11 protein-coding genes are annotated in these 12,992 nt (G+C 59.6%); 3 read left to right on the forward strand and 8 right to left on the reverse strand.

Going from position 1 to position 12,992, the window contains the following annotated elements; genetic code table 11:
• Positions 1–136 precede the first annotated feature (136 nt).
• Together Q4D85_RS02060 and Q4D85_RS02065 are read right to left on the reverse strand one after the other, a co-directional pair.
• On the reverse strand, positions 137–1,834 hold the full coding sequence (locus tag Q4D85_RS02060) for a VanW family protein (RefSeq protein ID WP_303197895.1): 1,698 nt from the start codon (positions 1,832–1,834) through the stop codon (positions 137–139).
• Positions 1,835–1,876: 42 nt separating this feature from the next.
• Positions 1,877–3,043, reverse strand: a complete 1,167-nt coding sequence (locus Q4D85_RS02065) for a glycoside hydrolase family 3 N-terminal domain-containing protein (protein ID WP_303197896.1) — start codon at positions 3,041–3,043, stop codon at positions 1,877–1,879.
• Between the two features lie 70 nt (positions 3,044–3,113).
• Here Q4D85_RS02065 and Q4D85_RS02070 point away from each other — a divergent pair, with 70 nt between their 5' ends.
• Both Q4D85_RS02070 and Q4D85_RS02075 read left to right on the forward strand, forming a co-directional pair.
• Positions 3,114–3,311 (forward strand): DUF2613 domain-containing protein, encoded by a 198-nt coding sequence (locus tag Q4D85_RS02070; RefSeq protein WP_303197925.1) that lies wholly within the window; start codon positions 3,114–3,116, stop codon positions 3,309–3,311.
• 5 nt (positions 3,312–3,316) lie between these two features.
• Complete coding sequence (locus Q4D85_RS02075) at positions 3,317–6,403, forward strand: alpha-(1->3)-arabinofuranosyltransferase family protein (protein ID WP_303197897.1); 3,087 nt, start codon at positions 3,317–3,319, stop codon at positions 6,401–6,403.
• Here Q4D85_RS02075 and Q4D85_RS02080 read toward each other — a convergent pair.
• The 6 genes from Q4D85_RS02080 to Q4D85_RS02105 all read right to left on the reverse strand — a co-directional run bounded on the left by Q4D85_RS02080 (position 6,381) and on the right by Q4D85_RS02105 (position 11,672).
• Positions 6,381–7,040, reverse strand: a complete 660-nt coding sequence (locus Q4D85_RS02080; protein ID WP_368502232.1) for a metal-dependent transcriptional regulator — start codon at positions 7,038–7,040, stop codon at positions 6,381–6,383. The two genes, Q4D85_RS02075 and Q4D85_RS02080, sit on opposite strands and share 23 nt — an antisense overlap.
• Positions 6,986–7,855 (reverse strand): metal ABC transporter permease, encoded by an 870-nt coding sequence (locus Q4D85_RS02085; protein ID WP_303197899.1) that lies wholly within the window; start codon positions 7,853–7,855, stop codon positions 6,986–6,988. Before Q4D85_RS02085 ends, Q4D85_RS02080 begins: the two co-directional genes overlap by 55 nt.
• Positions 7,849–8,673, reverse strand: a complete 825-nt coding sequence (locus tag Q4D85_RS02090) for a metal ABC transporter permease (protein ID WP_303197926.1) — start codon at positions 8,671–8,673, stop codon at positions 7,849–7,851. Before Q4D85_RS02090 ends, Q4D85_RS02085 begins: the two co-directional genes overlap by 7 nt.
• Before the next feature lies 1 nt (position 8,674).
• Positions 8,675–9,331 (reverse strand): metal ABC transporter ATP-binding protein, encoded by a 657-nt coding sequence (locus tag Q4D85_RS02095; protein WP_303197900.1) that lies wholly within the window; start codon positions 9,329–9,331, stop codon positions 8,675–8,677.
• Positions 9,332–9,346: 15 nt separating this feature from the next.
• The gene (locus Q4D85_RS02100) at positions 9,347–10,432 is read right to left on the reverse strand and encodes a metal ABC transporter substrate-binding protein (RefSeq protein ID WP_303197901.1); all 1,086 of its coding nucleotides are present in this window, start codon (positions 10,430–10,432) and stop codon (positions 9,347–9,349) included.
• 64 nt (positions 10,433–10,496) lie between these two features.
• The gene (locus Q4D85_RS02105) at positions 10,497–11,672 is read right to left on the reverse strand and encodes an acyltransferase (RefSeq protein WP_303197902.1); all 1,176 of its coding nucleotides are present in this window, start codon (positions 11,670–11,672) and stop codon (positions 10,497–10,499) included.
• Between the two features lie 127 nt (positions 11,673–11,799).
• On the opposite strand from Q4D85_RS02105, the gene Q4D85_RS02110 reads away from it, so the two are divergent.
• The gene (locus Q4D85_RS02110) at positions 11,800–12,987 is read left to right on the forward strand and encodes a DUF3068 domain-containing protein (RefSeq protein WP_303197903.1); all 1,188 of its coding nucleotides are present in this window, start codon (positions 11,800–11,802) and stop codon (positions 12,985–12,987) included.
• Positions 12,988–12,992 lie beyond the last annotated feature (5 nt).

Raw genomic sequence — 12,992 nt, forward strand, 5'->3', positions numbered from 1 at the left:
TTTTTAGCTTTTTAAATAGAAACCCAAGGTCGCATTAATTCCAATTAGCCGAATTTAGGGGTAAAAGAAACTGGCTTTAATCACCAACGCAATTAAAGCCAGTTAATAGCAAAACAACTACATTTTAAATAGCCAGTTAGCTACATTTAACGATGGGGGAAGGATCGTACACAGTGGTCGTGGTTTTTCGCGAAATCTCATTTCCACTCAAATCCCGCACCACTCGGGTATCGGAGGTTGTAAACCCAGGCGCACCACCAGAGGGGCTGCAGTTAGGGCCCGGCACGCTGACGGTGTGCGGCTGAGTGGTTGCCCACCTGCCACCGCTGATGGATTCCACCTGCACCGTTTTCACACCCATGAGCTTGACCGTCACATTGCCGCCCCCGGCAGAGGTAACGATCCGCACTGGGTGCGGCGAGGTGTTTTTAAAGATCAGGTCGATTTGCCCTTCAAAGACGGTCGCCTCACGGCCTGCTGGGTAGCGGGAAATGTAATAGCTATGCGGTGTGTGTGCCACGTCCTCCATACCGGCGAAATAGGCGGCGTTATATAAGGTGGTTGCAAACTGTGAAATACCGCCACCGACGGCCTTGTCCGCACGGCCGTTAAGGATAATCCCAGACTCGACGAATCCTTGGGCCGCACCACGCGGACCTGTAAAGCCATTGAGGCTAAAGGTATCGCCAGGGGCAACGATGGCACCATTGACCATTTGGGCCACCCGCGCGATGTTCACGCCGGATGCTTCGGAATAACCACCCGTGGTGAATTCGCCAACCACCTGGTCGAAGGTGGCAACTTCAGCCATTTCGGTGGTGAAGGTTGCGGGCTCGTCAATATAGATCGCCTCAAAGTCGCGGGGCTGATCGCCGATGATGCGGTCGTTGATGTTTTCAAAGGTTTTTTCCCAGTCGATCCGCACCCCGTCGACATGTGGGGTGACGGTGCGGGAGGAACCGGAGAAGGTGATGTCCGCGTTTCGTTTGGGTCGCTCCGTCTCATGGAGTCGTTCCAAGAGAATATTGCGCGCATTGTCGTGGTTGACGTCTACCCGGAACTCGCCGTTTTCGGGGATAAAGGTCACCACTTCCCCCATCCGGGCGGTGGGGATTTCGCCCGCAATATCGTTACGCCCATGCAGAATGACAGGACCTGCAACCGCTTGTTTCGCAGCGCCCTCAAGTATCGGTTTTACTTGTTTTTCGCCGTATTCTGGCGAGAATATTTCAGCGTCGACCTGGGGCCCTTTGGGGTCGAGCCATTCCTCAATGATGGCGGCCGAAAGGTCGGCGCGTTCCACCTTTTGCCCGTTGGTAGGTTGAGGTTCGACCACTGGGTTGCCGTCGACAAGCACAATGCCTGCGTTAACCGGAGCTGGGTTGAGCTCCGGGGTTATCCGGTCCAGCACTGCGTCTAATTTCGCCTGGTCAACGTCGGTGGCGATGGGAACTTCTCTGTCGCGGAAGAAACTTGCCAGCCGGGTGAATGGGTTGAGCGGCTGTTCGCCGGAACCGTCGAGGGCGGCTTCCCAGTTGATGCTTAAGCCCGCTTCTTCGGCCCCGAACGTGGCGGTGCGTTCGCCTGCGGTCAGGGTGACCTGCTTGGTTACGTCGTCGGCAAGCTCAGTTTGGAGTTTTTTCAAGGCTGCGGTGCGTTCCAAGCCGCCGATTTTCACCCCGCTGATGGTGCTGCCGCGCGGGATGCTTCCTTGGCTGAGAAAATAATCAATGCCGTATGCGCCGCCACCGAGAACGAGGATTCCGAGCGCAAGCCCACTGAAAAACCGTGCGGTCTTGGTGCGCTTAGTTTGCGAAGTATCGAGCTGTTTCACTCTAACCAGAGTAGTGGAGCACCCCGTCCGCAATCTAACTGTTTAGCGTTGCAATTGCGCAACACGACCCGCTTTTATTGCAACATCCTCGGCTTTTAACCGCCCATCTGTGACATATCCCAAGGTTGTATCGATAGCCGCGCCAAGCTCATCGGTGGTTAACCACAATGCCTGATCGGCACCAGCGGCGATGGCATGAGCGGCAGCTTCATGGGCAGGCAAGGTGTCGCTGATCGCCTTCATGCCGGATAGATCATCGGTGACAATCACGCCGTTAAACCACTGCCCACCTGGGTAGTCGCCGGTGCGCAACAGCTCGTAGGCGTCGTGATTAAGCGAGGTAGGTGCGTCGCCAAGCCCCGGCACGGTCATATGCCCCATCATGACGGCCGCCTGCGGCACGGCGGGCAATGCGTGGGCGTAGGGAGCGAGATCAAAGGTTTTTAATTCCTCCAACGGCGGTGTGGTCACCGTGTTGTGGTGGGAATCGCCACTTGCGCGCCCGTGCCCGGGGAAATGCTTGAATACCGGGGTGACACCGCCATCCACCATGCCTTGGGCAAAGGCCGCCGCGTAGCGGGCTGCCCGTTCCGGTTCGGTGGAAAACGCCCGGTCGCCGACGACGTCAAGCCCTGCGGCGTCGATGTCAAGCACCGGGGCGAAGTTGACGGTGATACCGTGCTGCGCCAGCGAGGTCGCCATCTCTTGGGCGAGGGCGCGAACCTCTTCTTCGGTTTTGGTGTCCGCCATCACCCGCGGTGCCGGGAAGGTGCCCAGGATGCCTGCATGCCGCAGCACCCGGCCCCCTTCAAAATCAATGCTGACGGAAAACGGGCGACCGACCTGGTCGCGCAATGCGTGGATATCGCGTCCGGGCTCGGTGAGCAGGTTGGGGTCGGTGTCGGAGGCGATGAAAATGCCACCTGCCCCTAAGTCCAGCGCCCGCTTGGCGTCGTCGAAGTCGCGTACCCCCACCATCATTAATTGTGCAACAGCGGCGCGTAGCTCGGCGTCGGCGGGTGGCGCCTCAGTTGTCGGCGTTGCCGGTGCCTCGCTCGACGTTGTGGCTGCCGCCTGGCTGCTTGTTGCTGTAGGTTTCGGGGCTGATTCTGGTGCGTTGGTGCAACCACCAACCGTTGTTGCTAGGCCAACGGTGAAAATTATTGGCACGTAGCGGGTGGTGCGGCTGAGTCCTTTCGCGTGAGTCATAGGTTCCACCCTATGGCAATTTGGCCGCATGGCATTCACATCCGCGCCGATCCCTGCTATCTTTGCTGGTATGGCCTATGAATCCGATACGCTTAATCGCCGCACGCTGGGACCTGCTATTGCCAGTGGTGTTGTTGGTATCGCGTTAGGTGTCGTGGCGGTTGTGGGAGTGTCGGTTTTTAGCTCCGCCAATTCGCTGCCGGATTCCGGGGCGAAAGACGTCGATGCGGCCGTGCTGGGGGATCCGGAGTACGGTTCTAGAAACTAGCGGCTATGGCGATACATGTCATTGGCTGGTTGTTATTGGGCTGCCTTAGTGTCGCCCAACCCTTCGGCAAAATCGCCGCGGATACGAAACATGATTTAGTGGCCAACCCGGGCGGGTTTTTGGCCCAAGCCAGCCACGCATGGACGGATGTGTTTCCGTTTGGGCAGCTACAAAACCAAGCCTATGGCTATTTATTTCCCCACGGCACCTTCTTCTGGGTTCTGCAATCCGCCCCCGACTGGATCACACAACGGCTGTGGTGGTGGCTGGTGCTGTCGGTCGGATATTCCGGAATGGTGGCGGTGCTGCGTGCCTGCGGGCTCACCGGGGTTGCGGTTCCGGTGGCGGCGGGTATGTATTGCCTATCGCCACGGACGTTGACGACGCTCACCACGATTTCGTCCGAAACCTGGCCGATGATGGTCGCCCCGTGGGTACTGCTTCCGCTTCTTCGCTCCCCGCTCACAAGCCAAGCGGTGTGCCGGTCGGTCGTGGCGGTGGCGCTGATGGGCGCGGTGAATGCCACCGCCACCATCGCCGCATGTGTGCCCGCTGGCTTGGCATTGCTGTGGCAGGTGGTGTTCTACGCCCGCCCTGCTTGTCGACGCCGCCAGCTTGGCCTGAGTTTATGTTGGCTGTGCGGCTGCGGCTTGGTCAGTGTGTGGTGGATCGTCCCGCTTCTGGTGTTGGGGGCGTATGCCAGCCCATTTACCGATTACATTGAAAACGCCACGGTGGTGACCAATTGGCTCAATATCGCCGAGGTGCTACGCGGCACCACCAGCTGGTCGCCGTTTGTGGAGGCAGAACGCCAAGCTGGGCACCTTCTGGCCACCAACCCGTACCTGGTGATCGCCACCATGATAATGGCTGGTATTGGGGTATATGGCCTCAGTAGAAAGTTTGTCGGACGCGGTTTCTGGTGGGTCATGCTTGCGCTCGGCATCGTCGTTCTGTGCGGTTCGACGCTGGTCACCGGGTTTTTGGACGGGGCTGGGGTGGCGTTTCGTAATGTTCATAAATTCGATGTGTTGGTGCGGCTACCGCTTACGATCGGCCTCGCGCAGGTAATCAGTCGACTCGCCCTGCCTCAACCGCGCAGAGTGGCGGCAGCGGTTGCCGTGGGGTTGATTGCGGCGGCTGCCACGGCACCGGCGTGGTCGTTGCGGTTGCTTCCCCTCGGGGCCTATGACTCGGTACCGGGGTATTGGGCTGAAGCGGCGAAGTATCTCAATACTCACGCCGCCGGGACCCGCACGTTGATCCTGCCCGCGAGTTCCTTCGCCCGCCAAGATTGGGGCTGGACACGGGACGAACCCGCCCAGGCGCTTCTTGAGGTCCCCTGGGCAGTCCGGGATGCGATCCCGCTGGTCAACCCCGAAACCATCCGGGGCTTAGACGGCATGTCGATGTACCCCACCGAAGAGAATTTGAGTAGGCACGGCATCGGGGCGGTGATTATCCGGCACGACCTGGCCCACAAACACCGGCTGTTTTCCGCCGAACGGAATTTCCCGAATGCTATATCCAAACAATTCGGCGAAGTGGAAGTGGTCATCTTCAATGGCCAGCACGATATGTACACCGTGGAAAGCTCAGAGATCCCCAGCGTGGCCGGTGGCGGGGAATCCCTGGCGTTGTTAGGGCCCGGCGCGTTTCGCTTGGTGGCCGGTGATGCAGACATTGTCACCGATTCGCCGCTGCTGCTCGCCCGGAACTTTGGTGGCCACGAGGCGGTTTCCGCCCCGCTGAGCTCGCGGGCGGAGAACACCGACGTGTTCAATCGTGTGATCGACTATCCGAGTATCGGTCCGCTGACCACGGTCGTTGAGGAAGGCGGCACGGTGGCGGTGTCGTCTTCTGCCGCCGACCCGTCAAGTTTCACCGGACCGAACCCGGCGCGGTCGCAGACCGCCGCCGTCGACGGGGATCTCTCCACCGCCTGGTATCCCCGCCCTGGGATGCAGAAAGGCGAGTGGATTGAACTACGCACCCACAGCGCAAAACCCGTTATTGAAGTGACGTTGACGTCGACCAAAGCGGTGCGGATGGAGGTGACCGTCACCTCCGGGGATTCCCACAGCACGGTCATGGTTACCCCAGGTACATCCACCCAGATTCCGGTCCCGGGCGGCGCCACCGACGCGGTGCGGCTGACCCTTGGTGCCGCCGCTGTCCCGGTGGGGGTGGCGGAAATTGCGTTGACGGATTCGCCCATTACTCGCACCGTCACGGTGCCGGATACCTCCCCTGATGCCCACAGTTTCGTGTTCAATCGGGTGTTTTCCAATACCCAGGTGCTAGAACGGGCGGTTACGCTGCATAGCCAGCGGGACTTTGTGGTTGCACTGTCTGCATGTAATCACAGCGTGGAAATTGACGGCGACACCTACCGCTGCGGCGATGTGGTCACGCTTGCTGCGGGAGAACACAGGATAAAAACCACCGCCCGGGTGGTGTCGCTGATTGATCCGCAGCGGAGTCTTGACGGCGCACCGCCGCAGTGGTTATCGCAGCGGCAGGTTCCGAAGTCGGATACTGAGCGGATTCTGGTGACCAACCGGGCCTTTAATCCTGGGCTGAAAGGCACCCTCGATGGTGTCGTTGTGGAGCCGACCATAATCAATGCCGGAATCCAAGCATTCATCATCCCGGCAGGTGAAAGCGGCACGTTCGAATTGTCGTTCCCTGCGGATCGCCCGTACCGGCTGGGTCTTGGCATCGGCGGGGTAATCGCCATCATCACGGTTGTGGTGGGGGCTTTGATCGGGTGGCGTCGACAAGCAAGCGGTGAGATGGCGGCAACCGATAGGGACGAAATCCCCACCACCATCGCGCTCATTGCCGCCACCATCGTTGCGGTCGGCTGGCCCGCGCTTATCGCCGTCCCGCTGGTGTGGGCGGTATTGCGCTACACGTTATTTAATCGCGGAATACTCATCGCCGCCGCGTTCGGTATGGCCGCCATGTGGCTTGGCCGCGCCCCGTGGCCCTCCCCCCACTATGCGGGCGATGCGCTGTTGCTGGGACTTGCCTGCGTCGTGGGAATCCTAGCCATGTGCATCCCCACTACGAGGCGCCGACGACCCTAATATCGCCCGCCGCCTGCACCGATAGCGCCACCGGCGACTGGCCCACCCACACTTCTAACACCCCGGCGACCGGGGCACTGCGGACCAGTAATTCGGTGCCGGGCGCGATATTATGCTGCGCCAAATACCTCAAAAAATCCGGGTCCCCATCGTGGATCTGCTCCACCACCACCGGCTGGCCCGGCAGAACCGTACTGAGCGCTTGGCGCGACAGGGTTTCAATATTCCCATGCGCATCAGGGATCGGATCGCCGTGCGGATCACGGGTGGGGTGGCCCAGCATTCGGTCGACCCGGTCTAAAAACGTATCCGAAACCGCGTGTTCCAGCCGGTCGGCCTCCTCGTGAACCTCGTCCCAGGAATATTCCAATACCTGCACTAAGAACATTTCCACCAGGCGATGCCGCCGCACCATGGCCAATGCAATCGCATTACCCTTTTCCGTCAAGATCACCCCGGCGTATTTTTCGTGGTGCACCAATCCGCGGGCCGCCAACCGCTTGACCGCCTCACTGGCGGTGGGGGTTTTTTGCCCCAAGGCAGTAGCGATGGTGCCCAAGGCGGCGGGTTCACCCGTTCGTTCTACGATGTCCCAAATGCACTTGAGGTAGTCTTGCGTCTTTTCCGGAAATTCCATGACATGCACGTCCCCCATCCTATAAAACGACAGGCAACATAAAACACACCCGCCACAACGGCGATGGTGCCACCTGCGGAAAGACTAAAATGCACCGCAATATAAAGACCAGTTAACCCGATCCCTACCCCCGCAACCGCAGCCAGTAGAACCAAACTGCGCATTCGGCGCACGAACCCCATCACACCGGCAGCCGGGGCCACCAGCAAGGCGATCGATAAAATACTACCCACCGCCGGGATCGCCACCACCATCGCAGCACACAACAAACCCAAGGTGGCGGCCTCCGCCAGGGTCGTCGACAAGCCAGCAACCCGATACGCCACCGGGTCGAAATAATACACCACCAATTTCCGGCCCCACACCGCAAGCACCACCACGGCGGCCAGCAACACCACGATTGAAGCAACCACATCGGATACGGAAACCGCCAAAAGCGAACCGGTTAAAAACCCCTCCACTTTCACCGGCAACGGCTGAAACCACCGCAGCAAAAACACACCCAGGGCGAAACCCAAGGTTAAGACGATACCTGCCGCCGCCGTCGCGGAAATCCCCGGCAATCCGCTTAACAGCCGCATCAACCACGCCAACGGCACACACAATAAACCCGCGCCGATAAACAACCACGTACTAATATCCCCGCCGAGCCACTGCCCCACCACGACGCCGACCACCGCGCCAGGGAAGGTGGCGTGGGACAGCGACTCGGCGAAAAACACCCGCCGGCCCGCGATCGCCAACGCCCCCACACCGCCCATAGCGGCGCCGAGCACCACAACCTCAATGATCGGAAGCAATAAAATACCTAACACGCGCGCCTCCGAAGGAAAGACCCAGCAAAGGCCGCCGCGAAAACCACGATCAGCGAAAGGCTCACCGCTGCCTGCGGCGAAATCTGTCGGCCAACATCAATATTCATCGCAACCACCCCAATGATCGCCGCCACAACCCCGGCACCGACGGCAATAATCACCATCTGCCGGGTATTTTTCGCCAGAAGGCGGGCGGCCGCGCCGGGGATAATCAAATAGCCGATCACGAGCAGCACCCCCACCGCCGAACTAGCCGCCACAACGACAGCCGCAATAGCCGCGTTGAGCACCGCGTCGACTAGCAACACATTGACCCGGCGCGATCGCGCGTAACTGCGGTCGCAGGCACAAAGAACCTGCCGCCGCCACGTGATAATCAACAACACCAGGGCAATGACGCTGCACACGAGGGTTTGATAGAGCCGAATCTCGGTAATATCGAGCAGCCGCCCGAACATGAGCGCATCCAATTGTCCGGAATAATCCCCGATAGAAAGCGACAAAACAACACCGAGCCCGTAGAAGCTGGTCAGGACCACTGCGGTGCCCGCCTCGCTGGCGGCTTTCGTGGTCACCACCGTCAGCGTTGCCGCAGCTATTGCCGCAACCGCCGCCGCGCCGGGGACTATGCCGTTGATGCCGTACAGCGCCAGGCCGACCACCATGCCGGGGAAGATGGAATGCACGAGAGCCTCGACGCTAAATTCCATGGCTCGCAGGTTCACCAGCACCCCGACGCTGCCGCCGACGATCCCTAGGATTAACAGTACGATCAGCGCCCGTTGCAGGTAGGGGATGGTGAGAATATCGACGAGGATGTCACTGCTCATAGTCTGCCAGCGCTTCCTTCGTGTCGCGCACAGTGACGGTCCCATCCGCCACGACCCCGCAGCGTTGGCAGGTGTCGTGCGCCAGGCTGTAGTCGTGGGTTGCGATGATCAACGACGTGCCGTTTGCCGTGAGGCTTTGAATCGTTGTCACCAATTCGGCGCGGCTTTCGGGGTCGAGGCCGTTGAAAGGCTCGTCGAGCAGGAGCACCTGAGGTTGTGTAACCAGGGCACGGGCGATGAGGATGCGTTGCCGCTGGCCGCCGGAAAGGTCGCCGAATCGGCTGTTTTGGATTGCGCGCAACCCTACCGCGTCGATGGCTGCGGTGACCGGCTGAGCGGGTATCCGCCGCCACCATGCTGTGCTGGGATAGAGCCCCATTTCCACAACGCCGCGGGCGGTGGCGGGGAAACTGGGGTCGATGTCTTGGTGTTGTGGTACATATCCCACGGTGCCAGCGATGCTGAGCTGGCCGCTGACCTCACAAAGCCCGGTTATCCCTTTGAGCAGGGTAGATTTGCCGGAACCGTTGGCGCCGATCAGTGCGAGCGCTTCGCCGGGGTGTAGATCGAAGGTGACGTCGCGAATGATCGGTGGGCCGCCGTAGCCGACGGCGAGGTTGCGTGCTGCGATTACTGGTTGAACCATGGGATACCTACAAGGTTATTTCAGTGATGTGGGTAATTCGGCCGGGGTGCCGCCCCACGCCTGAACCAAGGTTGTCACATTGTGGACAATTGAGCCAATGTAGGTTTCGCCGGGGCTGCCGACCGGCCCAAGCGAGTCGCCGTAAAGAGCGTCTGCGTCGGTGATTGCGGTGACGCCAGCGGCGCGGGCGATGGCGGAGATGGATTTATCGTTGTTGGAGTTCTCGGCGAAGAGCACCGTGGCGCCGGATTTCTTTACTTCCTCGGCGGCTGCTTGGATGTGCTCGGCGGTGGCGTCTTGCTGGTGGTTGAAGTCGCTAAGCGCTGCACCGATGAAGGTGATGTCGTAGGCGGCCGCGAGGTAGCCAAACGCGTCGTGGGAGGTAAACAGGGTTCGCTTGTCGACGGGTACTGTATCCAGGCTCTTCTTAGCCCAGGAATCAAGGTCGGCTAGTTTCTTGGTGTAGGATTCCACCGCTTTGGTGAAGGTATCGGCCTTATCCGGTGCTGCCTTGGCCAGGGTGTGGCCGATGTTTTTCACCTGAATGGCGGCCAGCGGTGGTGCGGTCCAGACGTGTGGGTCGTGGCTGAATTCGGCTTCTTCGCCTTCTTCCACGAACGGCCAGGGGCGCACGTCGATGGCTTCTGCACCTTTGTCGATGGTGAAGGCATCGCCTGGGATTTCGCCGACACCGGAGGTCACCGATACCGTTCCGCCGAACCCGGAGGTGGACACCGCGGAATCGAGGAAGTGTTCCAAGTCGACGCCATTGATGAAGAGTACGTCGGCTGCCCCGAGTGCTTTCATTTGCTGCGGGGTCATTTCGTGTTCGTGGGCCGAAGCGTTGGGGGCGAGCAGGCAGGTTAGTTCCATATCCGCTGGGCCGTCGCCGATGGTGCTGTGTTGCCCTTGGGCGTCGGTCTTGTCCATGACGATGCCTGCTTGGGCGATCTGGGTGAGGTAATCGCAGATCTGGGTGGTGGAGGCCACGACCTTAAGCGCATCGGAATTGGTGTCGGTTGGTTCGGTGGTGGCGCAACCGATCAAGGTGAGTGGGAGTGCGGCAGCCAGGGCGGCTGCGAGTTTTCGGGTATGACGCATGTGGGCAACCTAGTTTCTTATTGGCGATATTTCCCCTTTATCTAAACACTCAGAAGTAAAAAGTTCAATTAGATGAACTCTTTAGTTTTTGCCACAGCGCCATTGGATTGCGCAGCGGGGCCTCGATAAGGACATAGGAACAAAACCCGACCGCGATCGACACCACCACGGTGACAACACACACCACCAGGAAACCACCCGAGAACGGCCGCACCCCCACAAGCGGCAACACGGCAGTCAACACTGGCACGTGCCACAAAAACACCGAATAGCTAATCGTGCCCAAAAACTGCATCGGCCGCGATTCCAGAACCGGCGAGACGGGGCTAAACACATAGGGCGCGACTATGCACCACGCGCACACCCCACCGGCAATAACCCGCAGCATGAATTCCAGCGCCGAGGGGTGCACCAATCCCACCGGACCAAACGATTGTTGGCCAGCCAGCCACATGGTCGCCACCGCAATCGCCCACCACAGCACCCGCCACCGACTCAACCGGCGTAGCACCTTAAGCCGCGTGGGGGTGTGGTAAAGCATGCCCTCTAATTCCGCGATCACCAGCCCCACCGCGAACCACAGGAAAAACCCCGGCAGGAATATCTGCATATTCGCACGAGTGTCACTGGGCGAATCCTGCACAAACGGCAGAAACGCCCAACCCAAACTGATAAGCGTCACCCCGATAATCACCCCAAGGCGCTTCCCGCGCGACGCGCCGCGCAACGCTACCCCGAACACCGGCAGCACCACGTAAAACGCCACCTCCACGCACAACGACCACAAGTGGGTGAGCCCACCAAGAAAACTGTGCGGGAAATACAGCTGGGTAAAGGTGACGGTTTGAAAAATCGTCGCCGCACTCGCACCGAAGGTTTCGGGCAGAAACGCCACACATACCACCACGCACACGACATACGCCGGGTAGATTCGCCAGAACCGCCGCCAATAATAAAACCGCACCGTATCGGACGTAAAGTCCATGCCGCGCCACAGCAGAAACGCCGACAGGCTGAAAAACACCGCCACGAAAAAATCGAACCGCGACACTATCGCACCGATATGCGTCCGATAATCCATTCCGGTTTGAAACCACACGTGGGTCACCAACACCCCTAGGGCGGCGACGCCCCGCAACCCTTCCAGGCTCGGGTTAAACCGGCGGCGACGTAATCGACCTTGCCGGTTCACCTGCGCTACTGCTTCAGGTTTGGGTTTTGATGGGTACGATAGAGACACTATTTGCCTTAAGTTTTTTGACCTCGACCCTCAGACGCCACTGTGGCACAATCTGAACGGCCAATCTATTTGGGGCACTTCCCCATGCTTGCAAACAACACAGCAGAAAGGCAATACAGTGCGCGCAGTGTCTTCCGTGCCCAAAGCATCAGTCATAAGCATCATTGCCGCCATACTGCTGTTCCTCGTCGCCGAGAACGTGCCGAAACTGGTCATCACCAACCTCAAACCGCTTCCGGTCAACACCAGCCGAACCATCCACACCACCCCCGCACCGGCCGTTTTCTACGACCCGACCATCACCTGCCCGCCGTCCGCCAGCAACGACTGCCACTCGACTAAAACCACCGTCCAGTGGCGCACCACCTTGCACACAACAAAAGCCGACCTGACGGACGACAAAGGCAAAAAAATGAAAAACGTCGCCGAGCTGTCCGTCACCGAGGACCTGGTTCGCACCGATTCTGGCTACCGGCTCATCAGCATCAAAGACCTCCTCCACCTTCAGCGCGGCTCCGCCCACCCCATCCTGGACGACACCTCCCACATGACGGTCACCGCCAAAGGCTTCGGCTTGAATTTCAAAACCGGCTCCTTCGCCCGGGACGGGCTGCAGTACTTTTTGCCTTTTAACACCGAACGCCGCTCCTATTCCTACTTCGATGTTTTCGCCCAAGCCGCCTACCCCTTGGATTATGTTCGCACCGAACCGAAAGGCGATAACCCCTATATCAGCACCAGCGACGTCTACGTTTTCCGCCAAGAAATCCCGGTCGTCAACCTTGCGCGTTCCGCCACCCGGTCGTTTACCCACTCCGACGAAATCTCTGACGAACCAGCCACCCCCACCAACGAATCTGACTTACCAGAAGCCCAACAAGACCAGATCGCCAAGATGCGGCTCGAAGGCCCCCGCTCCCGCTTCTACCCCGACACCACCGCCGAAGACGACCCCACCATCACACTCACTCCCTATTACACCGCCACCCGCACCCTTTGGGTGGAGCCAACCAGCGGCGTCATCCTTAACCAGGAAGAAGAAATCCACCTGTTCTTCGCCACCGACGCCACAGACGCCCGTTCCACCGCCCACTCCGGGGTCAATAAATACCGCACCCTGCTGCACACCTCATTCTCCTGGGACGACGCCACCATCAACGCTGCCAAAGAAACCGCCACCCCGACGGTACGAGCCATGTACTACCTGCGATTAGGCGCATTCCTGTGCAAGTACCTGGCAGGCGCGTTGCTGCTCTATGGGATCTGGCGGTTTAGCCGCCGAAACCGCACCCAACCACCCACGACCACCGAATAACCACC

It is taken from the genome of Corynebacterium sp. (assembly GCF_030532965.1).
GTDB lineage: Bacteria > Actinomycetota > Actinomycetes > Mycobacteriales > Mycobacteriaceae > Corynebacterium.

Coding starts and splice junctions, on each gene's coding strand:
- Q4D85_RS02065 (WP_303197896.1), bottom strand. CDS start 3,043: ATGACTCACGCGAAAGGACTCAGCCGCACCACCCGCTACGTGCCAATA.
- Q4D85_RS02100 (WP_303197901.1), bottom strand. CDS start 10,432: ATGCGTCATACCCGAAAACTCGCAGCCGCCCTGGCTGCCGCACTCCCA.
- Q4D85_RS02080 (WP_368502232.1), bottom strand. CDS start 7,040: ATGGAATTTCCGGAAAAGACGCAAGACTACCTCAAGTGCATTTGGGAC.
- Q4D85_RS02070 (WP_303197925.1), top strand. CDS start 3,114: ATGGCCTATGAATCCGATACGCTTAATCGCCGCACGCTGGGACCTGCT.
- Q4D85_RS02075 (WP_303197897.1), top strand. CDS start 3,317: ATGGCGATACATGTCATTGGCTGGTTGTTATTGGGCTGCCTTAGTGTC.
- Q4D85_RS02095 (WP_303197900.1), bottom strand. CDS start 9,331: ATGGTTCAACCAGTAATCGCAGCACGCAACCTCGCCGTCGGCTACGGC.